Annotated in this window: 19 protein-coding genes; 6 read left to right on the forward strand and 13 right to left on the reverse strand. The window is 67.5% G+C overall.

Annotation, left to right across the window (positions count from 1 at the left end; translation table 11 throughout):
• Position 1 precedes the first annotated feature (1 nt).
• The 10 genes from AC0IX4_RS02755 to AC0IX4_RS02800 form a co-directional block, all read right to left on the reverse strand.
• Positions 2-1,180, reverse strand: a complete 1,179-nt coding sequence (locus tag AC0IX4_RS02755) for an acyl-CoA dehydrogenase family protein (protein WP_471827947.1) — start codon at positions 1,178-1,180, stop codon at positions 2-4.
• 5 nt (positions 1,181-1,185) lie between these two features.
• Positions 1,186-1,440: an acyl carrier protein gene (locus tag AC0IX4_RS02760; RefSeq protein WP_056071379.1), complete on the reverse strand. Its 255-nt coding sequence runs from the start codon at positions 1,438-1,440 to the stop codon at positions 1,186-1,188.
• Between the two features lie 156 nt (positions 1,441-1,596).
• Positions 1,597-2,859 (reverse strand): YibE/F family protein, encoded by a 1,263-nt coding sequence (locus AC0IX4_RS02765; RefSeq protein WP_471827948.1) that lies wholly within the window; start codon positions 2,857-2,859, stop codon positions 1,597-1,599.
• Between the two features lie 369 nt (positions 2,860-3,228).
• Positions 3,229-4,227 carry an adenosine deaminase gene (gene add, locus AC0IX4_RS02770; protein ID WP_471827949.1) on the reverse strand — a complete coding sequence of 333 codons (999 nt, stop codon included), beginning with the start codon at positions 4,225-4,227 and terminating at the stop codon, positions 3,229-3,231.
• The gene (locus AC0IX4_RS02775) at positions 4,224-5,483 is read right to left on the reverse strand and encodes a pyridoxal phosphate-dependent aminotransferase (RefSeq protein ID WP_042575873.1); all 1,260 of its coding nucleotides are present in this window, start codon (positions 5,481-5,483) and stop codon (positions 4,224-4,226) included. Before AC0IX4_RS02775 ends, add begins: the two co-directional genes overlap by 4 nt.
• Positions 5,484-5,549: 66 nt before the next feature.
• Positions 5,550-6,197 (reverse strand): hypothetical protein, encoded by a 648-nt coding sequence (locus AC0IX4_RS02780; RefSeq protein ID WP_471827950.1) that lies wholly within the window; start codon positions 6,195-6,197, stop codon positions 5,550-5,552.
• Positions 6,194-6,781, reverse strand: coding sequence for a hypothetical protein (locus tag AC0IX4_RS02785; RefSeq protein ID WP_471827951.1), 588 nt, complete (start codon positions 6,779-6,781; stop codon positions 6,194-6,196). Before AC0IX4_RS02785 ends, AC0IX4_RS02780 begins: the two co-directional genes overlap by 4 nt.
• A gap of 28 nt (positions 6,782-6,809) precedes the next feature.
• Entirely contained in the window at positions 6,810-7,082 is a 273-nt protein-coding gene (locus AC0IX4_RS02790; RefSeq protein WP_042575870.1) for a DUF4235 domain-containing protein, read from the reverse strand.
• On the reverse strand, positions 7,079-7,450 hold the full coding sequence (locus AC0IX4_RS02795; protein ID WP_042575869.1) for a DUF3618 domain-containing protein: 372 nt from the start codon (positions 7,448-7,450) through the stop codon (positions 7,079-7,081). Before AC0IX4_RS02795 ends, AC0IX4_RS02790 begins: the two co-directional genes overlap by 4 nt.
• Entirely contained in the window at positions 7,447-7,893 is a 447-nt protein-coding gene (locus tag AC0IX4_RS02800; RefSeq protein ID WP_042575868.1) for a phage holin family protein, read from the reverse strand. Before AC0IX4_RS02800 ends, AC0IX4_RS02795 begins: the two co-directional genes overlap by 4 nt.
• A gap of 155 nt (positions 7,894-8,048) precedes the next feature.
• Between AC0IX4_RS02800 and AC0IX4_RS02805 the strand changes: the two genes are divergently transcribed.
• A complete protein-coding gene (locus AC0IX4_RS02805) occupies positions 8,049-8,219 on the forward strand; it encodes a DUF2613 domain-containing protein (protein WP_162245366.1) in 171 nt (56 codons plus the stop codon).
• 5 nt (positions 8,220-8,224) lie between these two features.
• Positions 8,225-9,244 (forward strand): cell envelope lipid trafficking protein PgfA, encoded by a 1,020-nt coding sequence (pgfA, locus tag AC0IX4_RS02810; RefSeq protein ID WP_197074808.1) that lies wholly within the window; start codon positions 8,225-8,227, stop codon positions 9,242-9,244.
• Here pgfA and galK read toward each other — a convergent pair.
• Genes galK through AC0IX4_RS02825 form a run of 3 tightly spaced genes read right to left on the reverse strand, consistent with a single transcriptional unit; the run spans position 9,159 to position 12,303 of the window.
• Positions 9,159-10,367 carry a galactokinase gene (gene galK, locus AC0IX4_RS02815; protein WP_471827952.1) on the reverse strand — a complete coding sequence of 403 codons (1,209 nt, stop codon included), beginning with the start codon at positions 10,365-10,367 and terminating at the stop codon, positions 9,159-9,161. The two genes, pgfA and galK, sit on opposite strands and share 86 nt — an antisense overlap.
• Complete coding sequence (gene galT, locus AC0IX4_RS02820) at positions 10,364-11,518, reverse strand: galactose-1-phosphate uridylyltransferase (protein ID WP_471827953.1); 1,155 nt, start codon at positions 11,516-11,518, stop codon at positions 10,364-10,366. Before galT ends, galK begins: the two co-directional genes overlap by 4 nt.
• Positions 11,515-12,303, reverse strand: coding sequence for a DeoR/GlpR family DNA-binding transcription regulator (locus AC0IX4_RS02825; protein WP_082043212.1), 789 nt, complete (start codon positions 12,301-12,303; stop codon positions 11,515-11,517). The genes galT and AC0IX4_RS02825 overlap by 4 nt, the downstream gene beginning before the upstream one ends.
• 130 nt (positions 12,304-12,433) lie before the next feature.
• Between AC0IX4_RS02825 and AC0IX4_RS02830 the strand changes: the two genes are divergently transcribed.
• The 4 genes from AC0IX4_RS02830 (at position 12,434) to AC0IX4_RS02845 (ending at position 15,332) form a co-directional block, all read left to right on the forward strand.
• Positions 12,434-13,120: an SOS response-associated peptidase gene (locus AC0IX4_RS02830; RefSeq protein WP_471827954.1), complete on the forward strand. Its 687-nt coding sequence runs from the start codon at positions 12,434-12,436 to the stop codon at positions 13,118-13,120.
• 69 nt (positions 13,121-13,189) lie between these two features.
• Positions 13,190-13,819, forward strand: coding sequence for a nicotinamide riboside transporter PnuC (gene pnuC / locus AC0IX4_RS02835; protein ID WP_471827955.1), 630 nt, complete (start codon positions 13,190-13,192; stop codon positions 13,817-13,819).
• Positions 13,816-14,868: an AAA family ATPase gene (locus AC0IX4_RS02840; RefSeq protein WP_235579510.1), complete on the forward strand. Its 1,053-nt coding sequence runs from the start codon at positions 13,816-13,818 to the stop codon at positions 14,866-14,868. Before pnuC ends, AC0IX4_RS02840 begins: the two co-directional genes overlap by 4 nt.
• On the forward strand, positions 14,865-15,332 hold the full coding sequence (locus AC0IX4_RS02845) for an SRPBCC family protein (protein WP_471827956.1): 468 nt from the start codon (positions 14,865-14,867) through the stop codon (positions 15,330-15,332). The genes AC0IX4_RS02840 and AC0IX4_RS02845 overlap by 4 nt, the downstream gene beginning before the upstream one ends.
• Positions 15,333-15,405 lie beyond the last annotated feature (73 nt).

Consider the following 15,405-nt stretch of genomic DNA (forward strand, 5'->3'; position numbering starts at 1 on the left):
ATCACAGCCCCTTGTAGACGAGAGACAGCTGAGCATTGTGGTTCAGGATCCGCTCGTTGCTCACCATGATCGCGGAGCCGTGCGAATCGCGGAGGTGGCGGCTCATGCGGAGCTCGCTGTCCTCGCGGTAGCCGGCGATGCCGCAGATGAGCAGCGCCCGAGCGACGATGTCGATCAGCAGATCGGACGCCGTGACCTTCACGTTGTTGATGGACAGCGCGAAGCCGATGGCACCGAGCGCGGCCGGGTCGTCACTGATGGCGTCGAACTTGGCGCCGGCGGTGAAGACGGTGTCGGACAGCTGCTGGTGCACGACGAGGAGCTCGGCGAGACGAGCGGCCGACGGCGGGGTGACGCCGGGTGTCTTGCGTGCCAGCTTCTGCACGGACTTGCGTGCCTTGCGCACGGCGGCGTCGGCGATACCGAGCCACGCGCCTCCCCACAGGACGTGGGCGGTCGGCAGCATCGTCTGTGCCGAGATGTCGCTGTAGGTGGCGGGGACGACCCACTCCGCGGAACCGGATGCACGAAGCATGAATCCGGGGCTGCAGGTGCCGCGGAAGCCCATCGTGTCCCAGGTGCCGGTCTTCTGCAGCGTGACGTCCTCACGGAGACACGCGACGAGTACCTGGTCGCTGGGGGCGCTCTCGGGAGAACGACGCGCGGTCGCGAGGACCACGTCGGCGTACTCGCCGTAGGAGATGACGGGAGCGTTCTTGGTCAGCGTGTAGCGGTCGCCCTCGTACTCGACGGCGCAGCTGCTCGAGCGGACGTCGCCGCCGATGTTGATCTCCGTCGTGGCGGAGGCGACCAGCGGCTGGTCCGTCACCATCGACGCGAGGAAGTCGCGGATGACCGGCGACTCGAGGCCGTGACGCGACAGCGACATGACCTGGGTGTGGTGCATCGCGAAGATCATGGCGGTGGACGCGCATTCACCACCGAGGGCGCGGGAGACCGTCGCCAACTCGGTGAGGGTCATACCGGCACCACCGAGGGACTTGGGCACCGACGCCGACAACAGTCCGGCGGCCCGCAGAGCCTGGACCGACTCTGCGGGGAAGCGGCCTTCGCGGTCGACCAGTTCGGCATTGCTGCGAACCACGGCGAGCACTTCGTCCAGGGGCATCAGGTCGAGACCGACCTGGGGAGCTGTCGAGGGAGCTTCGAGTGTCGTCATCGCGATCACGCCAGCTCTGCGACAGCGTTGGCGATGGCGGTGACGCTGGCGAAGGTCGTCTTCTGGAGCAGACGGTCGGGGAACTCGACGTCGAATTCGTCTTCGAGAGCGATCATGACGTTCACACTCGCGTGTGACGTGAGCCCCGCGTCGTACAGATCGGCGTCGTCGCTGACGCTCGTGATCTCGACGGGAAGCTTTCCGTACTTGCCGAGTACCTCACGGATACGGTCGACGTCCTCTGCGGCCAGAGTGTTCATTTTGTGTGTCCTCACATAGTCGTCGCGTTCTGCGAATATGCATCAAACAAACGCGCAGGTTCCCGAACCCTCCAAAACAATACATGAGAATGTTTTGTAGCACCACCGCATACCTCATGGTGACTCGCTGTGATGTTTCCCGAACGCGAATCCTGCTCAGCGGGCGGAGTGCCGACCCGACCGCTCGGTCGCTGTCGAACGGCCACGAGGAGGCCTGGCCAGCATCACGGCGATGGCCGTTGTGAGAGGTACCGACAGCGCGAGTGCCGTGCCGCCGACGCAGGAGCGCACGATCTCGATGGCCACCGCGTCCCCGGTGAGCACGTTGCTGATCGAGCGCCCCGCGACGCTGAACAGCAGAAGCAGCGGCAGAGCGCCGCCGGCGTAGGCGAGGACCAGGGTGTAGACGGTGCTGGCGATGTGGTCGCGTCCCACCCGCATCGCGGAGGTGAAGATCGACCGCCGGGACGCGCCCGGATCGAGCTCGGCGAGTTCGAACGCGGCGGACGCCTGGGTGATGGTGACGTCGTTCAGCACGCCCAGTGAGCCGATGATGAAGCCCGCCAACAGGAGCCCGGTGATGCTCACGTGGTCCAGATACGCCTGGACATCGGTGTTCTGTTCCTCCGACAGTCCGGTCACCTTGGTCAGCCGGATCGCGGCCTCGGACAGTCCGGCAGCCACGCCCATCGACACGACGGTGCCCAGCAGCGCCGAGCTGGTGCGCAGGTTCAGGCCGTGCGCGAGATAGAGGACGCCGTAGAGGATGACGGTGCCGCCCACGACGGCCACCAGGATGGCGGACTTGCCGTCGAGGATCGCGGGGAGCACGAACGTCACCAGGACACCGAGCGCGAGGCCGAGGCCCAGCAGCGCGCGGAGTCCTCGCCAGCGGGCGACGACGCAGATCACGACGGCGAAGATCGCCACGACCAGCAGCAGCGGTGTGGTCCGCGAGTAGTCGTCGAATCCGTAGATCGCGGTGCCGCTGTCGTCGGTGCCTCGCACCAGGCGGATCTCCTCGCCGACACGCAGGTCGGGGGTGCCCGGCCCGGGCGTCACCTCCAGCAGTGTCCTGGTGCCCTCGTTCACGCCGCTGTCGATGGAGACGATGCTGCGATTGCAGTCGAAGCCGGACACGGTCGGGGGAGTCGGCGATCCGGTGAAGACGCGTCCGTTCGAGGAGCTGCCGCACGGTCCGATGTCCTGGGAGACCACGGTGCCGTACTCCGTGGCGACGACGCCGCCGGCAGCGCTCTGGAACGGGGCGGGCACCTCGACGGTGCGGTCACTCGGCCACAGCAGCACCACGCCGATGGCGGCCGCGATACCGACGACGACGAGGATTCCGACGACCAGACGCGCAGCGACCTTGCCGATCGGTGCGGGAGCGGAACTGTGTCCGTGGCCGTGACTCACGTGGCAACCCTAGTTGCCGGGGCGAGGTGAGAGCGCCTCGCGCGGCTCGACGAAAGCGGGTGGCGGGGAAGCAGGGGGGGTGTCCCCCGCCACCGACCGAGCGGCCCACCGGGGGGGTGGGGGGCCGATCGGCGCTTTCGGAACCCCGAAGGGCTCATGTACGAACATACCCGCCCGGAGGCGCCGAGATGGTCACGGGGTTGCAAATAGAGTCCGAAAAGTTGTGTGCCGTCACACATCGTGGTGTATGACACTGCGGGTCACACTATCGGCGGGCCCCGAAATCACCGCGGCGCTCCCGCTGACGTTCCGGGTTCTCGTAGGCGTTGCAGCATCCGCGGGAACCGGAAACGTCCGCGGGAACCGGGCCTACTCCTCCACCGCGGCGATCTCCGCCCGCAGCTGCCGCTTCAATTCCGCGTCCGCATACGACGCGTCGACCCCCGCGAGGGCGAGCGATCGCAAGCCCTCGGTATCCACGCCCATCGAATGCGCAGCGAGGTACTCACCGGTCAGATCGGTGCCGAACATCGACGGGTCGTCACTGTTGAGGGTCACGACGAGGCCCGCGTCGATCATGGCCGGCAGCGGGTGCATATCTAGCGACTCGACCACTCGCGTGCGGATGTTGGAGGTGGGGGAGACGTCCAGCGGAATCCGGTGCTCGACCAGATGCGCCACCAACCTCTCGTCCTGCATCGCGGCGATGCCGTGGCCGATTCGCGCCGCACCCAGATCGTTCAGCGCAGACCACATGTGGTCCGGTCCGCCGGTCTCACCCGCGTGGGGCAACGACGTCAGGCCCGCGGACCGCGCCCGGGAGAAGACGTCGGCGAACTCGCCGCGGGGCACCTCGATGCCGCCGATGCCGAACCCGACGATCGACTCGGTCCGGTGGGCGAGCACCGCGTCGAGCGTCCGCTCCGCGGCATCGACGCCGAAGTCTCCGGGGAAGTCGGGGATCCACGCCGCGACGATGCCGCTGTCGGCCTCCGCGCGGCGGCGACCCTCCTCGATGCCCTCGAAGACCACGGCGGCGTCGACTCCGCGCATGAGGTGGCCGAACAGGCTGACGTGCATCTCGGTGTACCGGACGTTGTGCGCTGCGAGTGCCGTCAGGCTGTCGTACGCGAGGCGGGCGAAGTCCTCGGGATCACGCAGCACGCCGATCGACGTCAGATACACCTCGATGAAATGCGCGAAGTCCCGGAACTCGAACCACTCCCGCAGCGCGTCCTCGGTGCGGGGGATCGCCTCGACGTCGTGCTTGTCCGCCAACGCCTTCAGCGTGCTCGGCCACATGGATCCCTCGAGGTGAACGTGCAATTCAACCTTTGGCAACGCCTCGACGAACGCCCTGACGGTCACTGCCGGTACGACGACAGGAAGTTGCCGAACCGCTCGATCGCCGTACGGAGATCGCGGGCCCACGGCAGCGTGACGATGCGTAGATGGTCGTGGTCGGGCCAGTTGAAGCCCGTTCCCTGCACCACCAGGATCTTCTCCTGCAGCAGCAAGTCCTGGACCAGCTTCTCGTCGCTGTGGATCTCGTGGACCTCGGGGTCCAGTCGCGGGAACGCGTAGAGCGCCCCGCGCGGCTTCACGCAGCTGACACCGGGAATGGCGTTGAGCCCGTTCCACGCGACATCGCGCTGCTCGAGCAGGCGTCCGCCGGGGAGGATGAGGTCGTTGATGCTCTGGTGTCCGCCGAGTGCGACCTGAATGGCATGCTGCGCAGGCACATTCGGGCACAGGCGTGTCGACGCCAGCAGGTTGATGCCCTCGAGGAATCCGGCGGCGTGGTCCTTCGGTCCCGTGATGGCGAGCCATCCGGCGCGGTACCCGGCCACGCGGTAAGCCTTGGACAGGCCGTTGAAGGTCAGGCACAGCAGGTCGGGAGCCATCGTCGCCATCGAGACGTGCTGCGCGCCGTCGTACAGGATCTTGTCGTAGATCTCGTCGGCCAGCAGCAGCAGACTGTGCTTGCGCGCCAGCGCGGCGATGCCGCGGAGCACCTCTTTCGAGTACACCGCGCCCGTCGGGTTGTTCGGGTTGATCACCAACAGCGCCTTGGTGCGGTCGGTGATCTTCGATTCGATGTCGGCGAGGTCGGGGTTCCAGTCGTTCTCCTCGTCGCAGCGGTAATGCACCGCCTTGCCGCCGGAGAGCGTGGTCATCGCCGTCCACAGTGGGTAGTCGGGCGCCGGGATCAGCACCTCGTCGCCGTCGTCGAGGAGAGCTTGCATCGTCATCGTGATCAGCTCGGACACGCCGTTGCCGAGGTAGATGTCGTCGACATCGAGGAACGGGAAGCCGTCGACCAGCTCGTACCGGGTGGCGATGGCGCGCCTGGCCGACATGATGCCCTTGGACTCGGAGTACCCCTGCGCCGTGGGAAGCGCGGCGATCATGTCGCGCACGATCACGTCGGGAGCTTCGAAGCCGAACGGCGCCGGGTTGCCGATGTTGAGCTTCAGAATGCGGTGGCCCTCGGCCTCGAGGCGCGCGGCATGGGCGTGGACCGGCCCACGGATCTCGTAGAGAACGTTCTGCAGCTTGACGGACTGCTCGAGACGCCGGTGCACGCGAGGAGGAGACGCTTCTGATGTGCTCACGTCTGCCATCGTCTCACTGCGCGGCGGATCCAGTGGTCTGCCCCCGAGCAGTCCACTGGATCCTGGCGGTCTTTCTCAGGTGTCCTTCGACGCTTCCACGACGTCGGCGAGCCGCTCGGCGTCGTCTCGCGCCTCGTCCGCGGACTCCAACTTCTCGGTGGCGTCCTCGATCTCGTCGGTGCGAGGCGCCTTCGCCTCTTCTTCGCGACGCTCGACCTCGGACAGCTTCGCCTGGCGCTCGGCTTCGGCGGCGGAGATGCGCTTGTCGGCGATGTCGTCGGCGCGCGACTTGCGATCTTCGAGGCGTGCGGTCGCCTGCTTGCCTGCCTGCACCTTCGCGTCGATCTCGGTCTCGGCCGCGTCGTCGATCTTCTCCTCGGCGGTGCTGCGTGCCTTCTTCGCACGTGCCGACGCCTCGTCGACCTTGCGCTGCGATTCCCTCGTGGCCTCGGCGCGCTTCTCACGGGCCTGAGCCTCGAGACGCGCGGCCTTCTCCAGATCGGCTGCCGCGCTGCGCATCTTCTGTCCGCGCTTGGCCAATTCCTCGTCACCGAGGAGTGCGCCGACCGTTCCGTCGACACCGCCCATGATCTGCTGGTACGTCGCGCGGATGGGGCCCTCGGCGTCGAGTCGGCTGATCACGGTCGCCTCCAGCGCCTGCAACGGGAGGCGGGCGATGGAGTACTGCAGTCGCAGGACGCGACGGGGTAGGGACAAGCTCACGAGTTCTCCTCCGTGTCGGTAGCGGCGTCGGCGCGGACTTCCTGCTCGGCCTCCGCGGCGCGGCGCCGGGCTTCGGCGGCTTCCTGCTCGAGTCGATCGGCGTCGTCGAGCGACTCCTGGTAGTCGTCGCGTGCGGCGGAGATCTCGTCGGCGGCCTTCGCCTCTTCGTCACGACGCTCTGCGGTCGCCTCGGCGATGCGGCGCTCGGACTGCGCCTCGGCGGACACCCGTCCCTGCTCCGCGTCCTTCATGGCGTCGGCCTGCGCGGTCTGGTGGGCGCGCAGACGGTCGTTCTGCGCTGCTGCCTCGGCGGCGTCGGTCCTGTCCTCGACGGACTGACGTGCGATCTCGGCCTCTGCTTCGGTTTCCGCGATGTCCTGCTGCGCTTCCTCGATCTCGAGTGCTGCGGCGGTCTCGGTGGCCTCGGCGTCGCGTCGACGCTCGACCTCGGCCTGCTCGAGTCGCCCGCGGTCGGCGAGTTCGTCGTTGTTGGTCACCGCGCCGGCTACTTCCTTGGCACGGCCCTTGATCTTGTCGACGAAGTCACTGCGCGCCTCGGAGGCGGCACCCTGGTTCTCGGTCACGTACGGCTCCTGTTCGTCGTCATCTGGGTCACTTGGGGTTCTCGTTGGCCAGCGCCCGGAAGCCCTTGGCGCCTGCGCGGTCCACGCCGGCCTTGACCAGCCCGTACACCACACCGTGCAGGGCGGCGGCGATCAAGACCTCACGGTTGCTGCGCGAGAGATCCTTCGGATCGGGCATCTCGGCGTCGTTCTTGCCGACGCGCTTGTAGATCTGGTTGAAGATCTGCCCGGCGACCAGGCCGCCGACGATGCTCGTGGCCAGGGAGAGCGGCTTGTAGAAGGCCTTCGACGTGCTGGTCATCGGCCGGCCAGGATGTCGATGACGCTCTGCTGCGCGACGGCCTTGCGGGCGCGACGACGGCGGACGAGCGCGACCAGCACGACGGCGAGTACGGCACCGGCGAGCGACGCGCCGGCGGTCTGCGGGTTCTGCTTCACCTTCGTGGCGCCGTCCTGGGCCACGGCCTGCACCTTCGCGGTGGTCTCCTGAGCGACTTCCTGGACCTTGGCCGTCGTGTCCTGCGCAGCCGCGGACACGCGGGCGGGGACGTCGACCTTGGCGGCGAGAGCCTCGACGGTCTCGGCGAGTTCCTCACGCTGCTGCTCGACGGGTGTGTCGACGTCGGCCTCGGTGCGCAAGAGGTGTTTGGGTTCGTGCTGCTCTGTCATGAGTGTGCCTTCCTGGCGTTCTGAACGGTCTGGACGTCGCGCTGCACGCTCGCCACCGTCGCCTCGGGTGCCGGCGGCACCGCTTTCTTGGCCTTCGTCGCACCGGTCTTGGCCAGGACTGCGCCGACCAGGAGCAGCACGGCCGCCACGATCAGAGCCGACAGCCACGGCGCGAGCACCGTGGCGAGTCCGAGGACCGCGGTGGCCACGAGAGTGGCGAGCCCGAGGAACAGCAGCAGCGCTCCTGCGCCCGAGATGCCGATTCCGACGCCGAGCTTGGTTCCCTTCGACTTCACCTCGTCGAGTGCGTTACCTACTTCGGTACGGACCAGGGTGCTGACCTGCTGCGTCAACCGCTCGACCAACTGCACCGTCGAGAGATCGGACGCGGCCGGGGACGGCGCGCGGTCCGTGGCCGGGGGATGTCCCGTGGATTCGTTCATGCCGCGGGAGTTACCCGCCGCCCACCCTGCTGAAACTGTGCGGTCCAGGCCGACGACCCGTACTCGCTGACCGTTCACAACAGTCAACGGTCGGGATGGGCCTGTCCGAAATGGGACAGTTGGGCTCTACAAGATCCTCGGGGGGACTGAAGCAGATGAACAACGTCGTAGTACCGGCGCTGGCCAGTGTGGTCGTGGGCGGTGTCCTGTCCTTCGCGGCGGTCGTGGGCATCACGATGTCGGCCGAGCAGAACGCCAGGCCCGACACGGTGTCCGCGGACATCGCCACCACGGTGCAGAACGACGTCCAGTACGGGACCAGGTGACCGGCGTGCGGAAGTTCCTGGTCGCCGGGTGCGCGTTCCTGGCTGTCGCCGCCGCGGGATCGGTCGCCGCGGTCATGATCCCGACCTACGTGCAGGACAAGTTGGCTGTCACGCCTCTCGATATCCGCAGCAGCATCGTGGCCTCCACCCCGGACGGGCAGGGCGGCGACGTGCTGGACACGTCGACGATCGCCAGCGCCGGCCCGCTCGAGGTGTCGACGGGCGTTCCGCTCGAACTGCGTCGCCTCATCACGGTCGAGGAACCCAGTGACGCCGACAAGATGACGTTCCAGGCATCGGTGACGGTGAGCCGCGGTGATCGCGATCCCGGCCTGTTGACGGCGTCGGTGGACCGGGTGACCATCGACCGACGGACCGCCGTGCCGGTCGAACCTGCAGGGTCGATCCAGACCGCGGCGAATGCGCCGGCCGTGCCGTTGCCGCGCACCGGCTTCCAACACCGCTTCCCGTTCGGGACCGAGCAGAAGACCTACCCGGTGTACGACGCGACGGCATGGACCACGTTCCCCGCGGAGTTCGTCGAAGCGATCGACATCGACGGGGTCGAGATCTACCACTTCCGGTCGACCGTCGTGAACCAGGATCTGTCCCTGACGACGCAGTCGCCGATCAACACGGTCACCCTCCCCGCGTCGAAGTGGGGTCTCGAGGGCGACGCGCCGATCACGATGAAGCGGTACTACTCCAACACCCGCGAGATCTACGTCGAGCCTCGCAGCGGTGGCCTGGTCGGTGGCCAGGAGCAGCCGTTCCAGTACTTCGCCCGCGACGCCGCGGTGCCCGAGGTGACCATCCTGAAGGCGTCGTTGTCGCTGAGCGAGGAGAGCCAGGCCGAGCAGATCGCGCGTGCCGGGGACTCGGTCGACAAGCTCGAGTGGATCGACCGCGGGCCGATCATCCTGTGGACGGTGGCTGGAGTCAGTCTCGTGGTGGGACTGATTCTGCTGGTGGCGGCGTCGCGCCGCCCTCGTGGCGACGCGCCGAATCCGACGGGTCAGCGGTAAGGAACGACGGTGTGGGCAGGCCGGATCGTGCTGCCGCATCGGTGATCGCAGCAGCAACCGCGTCCACCTGATCAAGAGATACCAGCGCGATGGCGGACCCCCCGAACCCGCCCCCGATCATGCGCGACCCGAAGGCGCCCGCGTCGAGCGCGGCGTCGACGGCACTGTCGAGTTCCGGGGAACTGACCTCGTAGTCGTCGCGCAGAGATCGGTGCGACGCGGTCAGCAGGGTGCCCAGTGCTGCGAGGTCGACGGTGCCGTCGAGCAGGTCCACCGCCTGCTCGACGCGTCGGATCTCGCTGGTGACATGTCGAACTCGTGCCGCGGTGGTGGGATCGGTCATGGCTGCGGACGCGGTGTCGGGGTCGAGTCCACGCAGCGTCGTCACGCCGAGGTCGGCGCATGCCTTCTCGATGGATGCGCGGCGGGCACCGTACTGACCGTCGACGAGGCGGTGGGGGGCGTTGGTGTCGACGACGAGGACCTGTGCGTCCACTGCCGCGAGATCCAGGGGGATCTGTCGGGTGCTCCCGTCGAGACAATCCAGCAGTAGAGCGTGGCCGGCTCGGGCGAACATCGCCACCGCCTGATCCATGCCCCCGGTGGACGCCCCGGCGATCTCGTTCTCGGCGCGAATGCTGGCCTGCACCAATGCCTGTCGGTCCACGTCCAGGTCGAACAGGTCGTGCAGGGCCAGCGCGACCGAACATTCCAGTGCGGCCGAGCTGGACAGGCCGGAGCCCAGCGGGACCGACGAGTGCACGGCGATGTCCGCCCCGTCGGTGATGCCGAGCGCCCACGCGACACCCGCGACGTACGCAGCCCATCCGGCCGGAGATCCGGGGGCGACAGATGACAGCCTCACCCCCCAGTGTTCGTTCGACGCGGTGGAGGCGCCGCGGAGGATTCCGTCGTCGCGGCGACGCACCGCCACCGCGGTGACGTACGGAAGTGCGAAGGGCAGAACGAGTCCGCCGGCGTAGTCGACGTGCTCGCCGATCAGATTGACACGTCCGGGTGCTATCCAGACGCCGTCGGGCTCCGTGCCGAACGTCGTGCGGAACTGCGCAACGGCTCCGTCGGCGAGGTCGTTCTCGGCCACCACCGGCACCCACGCGGTCACGGGTGCACCTCGCGGAGTCGGTCCGCGATCTTCTCCGGTGTCGTGTCGTTGATCCACGCGCCCATCGCCGATTCCGATCCGGCGAGGAACTTCATCCGGCCCGGCGAGCGCATCATCGAGAACAACTGCAGGTGAAGGCGTCCGAGGTCGCGGTCCTCGCCGACAGGAGCCTGATGCCACGCCGCGATGTACGGCACCTCGTCCACGCCGTCGAAGAAGTTGTCCACCGAGCGCAGAAGGTCGCGGTAGACGTGCGCCAACGAGTCCCGCTCGGCGACGGTGAGTGCGGAGAGGTCGGGGACGTCGCGCCGTGGTGCCAGGTGGATCTCGAGCGGCCAGCGCGACGCCGCCGGAACGTAGGCCACCCAGTGCTCGGTGTCGACGACGATCCTTCTGCCCGAACGCAGTTCGGCGTCCAGGACGTCGGTCAACAGCTTGCGGCCCGTGCGCTCGGCGTGCAGACGGGACTGGCGCATCATGGCGTCGGTACGCGGGGGGAGGTAGGGGTACGCGTAGATCTGGCCGTGCGGGTGGGTCAGCGTCACGCCGATCTCCTTGCCACGGTTCTCGAAGCAGAACACCTGGCGCACACCCGGGAGCGCCGACAAGGCCTCGGTGCGATCCGCCCACACGTCGACGATGGTCCGCACCCGATGCAGGTCCAGCGAGGCGAAGGACGCGTCGGGATCACTGGCGAAGCACACGACTTCGCAGCGTCCGGTTCCTGCGGCCAGCGGCCACAGCTCCTCACCGTCCACCGATGTCGGAAGGTGTTGCGCGGCAGCGGACTGTGCGAGCGAGGGGAATCTGTTCTCGAACACCACGACGTCGTAGTCCGATGCGGGAATCTCAGTGGGAGGATAGCCCGGCCGGCTGGGTGCGAGAGGGGATTCGTCGGGCGGGGGTAGGAACGTCCGGTCCATCCGTTGCGCGGCGATGACAACCCAGTCGCCGGTCAGGACGTCGAAACGCATCTGCGACAACGACTCCGAGGTCGGCAGGGGGCGGGTGTCCACCAGATCCCTGGTCAACTCGCCGGAGACGTACGGTTCCGAGTCGTCGAAATAGAGCAGTTCGCGGCCGTCGGACAGGATGGTGCTGGTCTTGCGCACCGCGTGGCGTGGGGGTGCCGACGGGTCGTGCGTGGTCATCGGACGCTCTTTTCTTCGACGGTGGATCCGGCGACGACGACGTCGTCGACGACATCGTTCAGGGCCTCGCGTGCACCCTGATCGAGGCCGGCGTCGGTGACGAAGACGTCGACACGGGAGAGGGGAACGGTGTTAGCGAGTGCGCGCACGCCCCATTTGGTGTGGTCGGCGACGACGATCACGCGCCGGGACGACGCGACCAGTGCCCGATTCGTCTGTGCCTCCATCAGATTGGGGCTCGTGAGCCCCGACTCGACGTCCACCCCGTGAGTGCCGAGGAACAGCACATCGAGATGGATCCCGGCGAGTGCGTCGACGGTCAGGGGGCCGACCAGTGACTGCGACGGTGTGCGTTCGCCCCCGGTGAGCAGGACCGTGCGACCGGCAGCATGGAACAGATCGGCCACGGGGAGCGAGTTGGTGACGATCGTCAGGTCGGCGACGTCCAGCAGCTCCTGCGCGACGGCGTGAGTGGTGGTGCCCCCCGAGATGCCGACGGATGTACCCGGCCGGACGTAGCGAGCGGCAGCGCGGGCGATCGCCGTCTTGGCGTCACGATCGAGCTCGGACTTGGCGGAGAACCCTGGCTCGTAGACGCTGGCGGTTCGGGGGAGCGTCACCCCGCCGTGTACTCGCTCGACGAGGCCGCGGGTCACGAGTTCGTTCACGTCGCGACGGATGGTCATGTCCGACACCGACAGTTCGACGCCCAGGTCGGCCACCTTGACGGCGCCGCGCCGCGTCACCTCGTCGAGGATGCTCTGCTGACGTTGGTGGGCGAGCATCACGACGTCCGCGCTGTACTCATGGACACAGCATCTCACATGAATCAACATTTTCGAACAGAAATGGACTCGTGTGGGTCCGCCTCGGTCGAAGCGCCGAGATGTCGGTGGCCCGGGGCAGAATCGGACCATGTGCGGTAGATACGCGAGTACCCGGTCCGACGACGACCTCTCGTCCATCTTCGACGCTGCTGTGGCGCTCGGCGAGGCCCCGGAACCGTCCTACAACGTGGCGCCCACCGATCCGGTGCGCATCGTCCTCGAGCGAGGGGAGGAGGCGCGGCAACTCCGGACCGTGCGCTGGGGACTGATCCCGTCGTGGGCCAAGGATCGCAAGATCGCGAGCCGGCTGATCAACGCGCGATCCGAGACCATCACCGAGAAGCCCGCTTTCCGGAAGGCCGCGGCGAAGCGGCGCTGCCTCGTGCCGGCCGACGGGTACTACGAGTGGGAGAAGCGGGAAGGCAAGAAGGTGCCGCACTTCCTCCACACCGATGGCGTTCTTGCAATGGCCGGTCTGTACGAGCTGTGGCCCGACCCCGAACTCGCGGACGACGATCCCGGCAAGTGGGTGTGGACCACGACCGTGCTCACCACGACGGCCACCGACGAGCTGGGGCACATCCACGACCGGTCGCCCGTCGTGGTCCCTGCAGACATGCGTGATGCGTGGTTGGACCCGACGCTGACCGATCTGGGCGCGGTCGCGGACCTGGTCCAGTCGATTCCCGAGCCGCATCTGTCCCCGTACGAGGTGAGCACGGCCGTCAACAGCGTGCGCAACAACGGGCCGCAGTTGCTCGAGCCGGTGGCCTGAGCGGGCCGCGTGTTGCACTTGGAGCATTTCTGCGCCATGCTTAGCGCAAATCGTAGCTAAGGAGGCGTCATGTCGTTGATCGAGTGGCTCGGATCCACCGCGTTCGTGTCGTTCGGGGCACCGACGTCCTGGGTCGAGGTCGTCGGATTCGTCACCGGCGCAACCTGCGTCGTCCTGGTCGCACGGCAGTCGGTGTGGAACTGGCCCATCGGCATCGCCAACAACCTCGCCTTCGTCCTGCTCTTCTTCGGCGCCGGGCTGTTCGCCGACGCGGCGCTGCAGTTCGTCTACATCGCTCTCGCACTCTTCGGCTGGGTTCTGTGGGTCGGCGGCGGAACGCGGGGGCCGCTGGTGGTCACCTCCACCAGCCGTCGGGAATGGTGGTGGCTCGGCGTCGTCGGAGTGATCGCGACGGTGGCCATGACGTGGTTCCTCGACACCGCGACGACGTCGGTCGTGCCGTTCTGGGATGCGGTGACCACCGTGCTGTCACTGCTGGCGACGTGGGGGCAGGTGACCAAGCGCCGCGAATCCTGGTGGCTGTGGATCGCGGCGGACGTCGTCTACGTGCCGCTCTACCTCTACAAGGATCTGATCCTGACCGGCGTTCTGTACCTCGGCTTCATCGGACTGTGCGTTGCCGGACTGTCGGCGTGGACGCGGTCGATGACCGACGACCGGGTCGAGGTGGCGGCGTGACGCACGCTCTGATCATCGGCAAGTTCTACCCGCCGCACGCCGGCCACCACGCGATGGTCCGCTTCGCCGCCACGCTGGCGGAGCGCGTGACCGTCGTGGTGATGTCCGCGTCGGTGGAGTCGGTGTCTTTGCAGAACCGCGTCGCCTGGATGACCGAATCGCATGCGTGCGACGAGTCGGTCACCATCACCGGCATCGTGTGCGACGCACCGATCGACCACACGTCCCGCGCCGTGTGGGCGGCGCAGGTGGCGTGCATGCGTGCAGCTGTCGGGAACGAGCCCGTCGATGTGGTGGTCACCAGCGAGCCGTACGGCGAAGAACTGGCGCGGTGGTTCGACGCTCGACACGTGCCGTTCGATCTGCCGCGCACCGGCTTTCCCGTGTCCGGGACGTCGTGTCGTGCCGATCTCGCTGCTTCGTGGAGGTGCCTCGATGCGCCCGCCAGAGCGGGTCTCACGACGCGCATCGTCGTGGTGGGTTCCGAATCGACGGGCACCACCACTGTTGCCGGTGCCTTGACTACACACTTTCGGCAGCGATGGCCGGACACCGAGTGCGTCGACGAGTTCGGGCGGAAGGACACCGTCGACAAGTGTGCGGAGGTCGGTTCCGTCGACGACATCGTCTGGACCGGTGACGACTTCGCCCGCATCGCCCGCACCCAGGCTGCTCACGAGGAGGCGGCAGCGCGGCGTGGATCGCCCGTATTGATCTGCGACACCGACGCCTTCGCGACGACGGTGTGGGAGCGCCGCTACCTCGGCGTCGACTCGCATCGGGCCGTTGCCGACGACCGACACGCCCTGTACTTGGTGACCGATCACCACGGAGTTCCGTTCGTGCAGGACGGCATTCGTGACGGCGAGCATGTCCGCGCCGAGATGACCGGGTGGTTCCTGGACGCGCTCACCCGATCCCGACGCTCGTGGGTGCTGCTCACCGGCAGCCACGAGGAGCGTCTCGAGCTGGGCACTCGGGCGGCGGAGCAGGAACTTCGGCGGCGCACTACTTTCGCTGCACCGCTCGGCGGCATACTCGAGGCATGACAGCACTCGAGCATTCCGACTCCACCGTGATCGCCGCATCGGCCGACGCCGTGTACGCCCTCGTCTCCGACGTCACACGGACCGGCGAGTGGAGCCCGATCTGCCAGGAGTGCTGGTGGAACGACGGCGGCAGCGCCGACGTGGTCGGGTCCACCTTCACCGGGCGCAACGTCACTGCCGACCGAACGTGGGAGACGGTCTCCACCGTTGCCGTCGCCATCCCGGGCACCGAGTTCGCCTGGCTCGTCGGAGATTCGTTCGTGCGGTGGGGATACACGCTCGAGGCGATCGACGAGGATTCGACCAAGCTCACCGAATCGTGGCTCTTCACCGAGCAGGGGATCGACTACTTCCACACGAAGTTCGGTGATCGCGCGCAGGAGGAGATCGAGATCCGCCGCACCGCCGCGCTCGACGGGATCCCCCGTACCCTCGCCGCGCTCAAGGCGATCGCGGAGTCGTAGGGGGTGTGCGCACCTGTTGTCGTGAGCGCACACCCTTCGCTGCCGGCTGCAGGGGGTGTGCGGTTCATGCAGG

This window comes from Rhodococcus sp. AC861 (assembly GCF_979256035.1).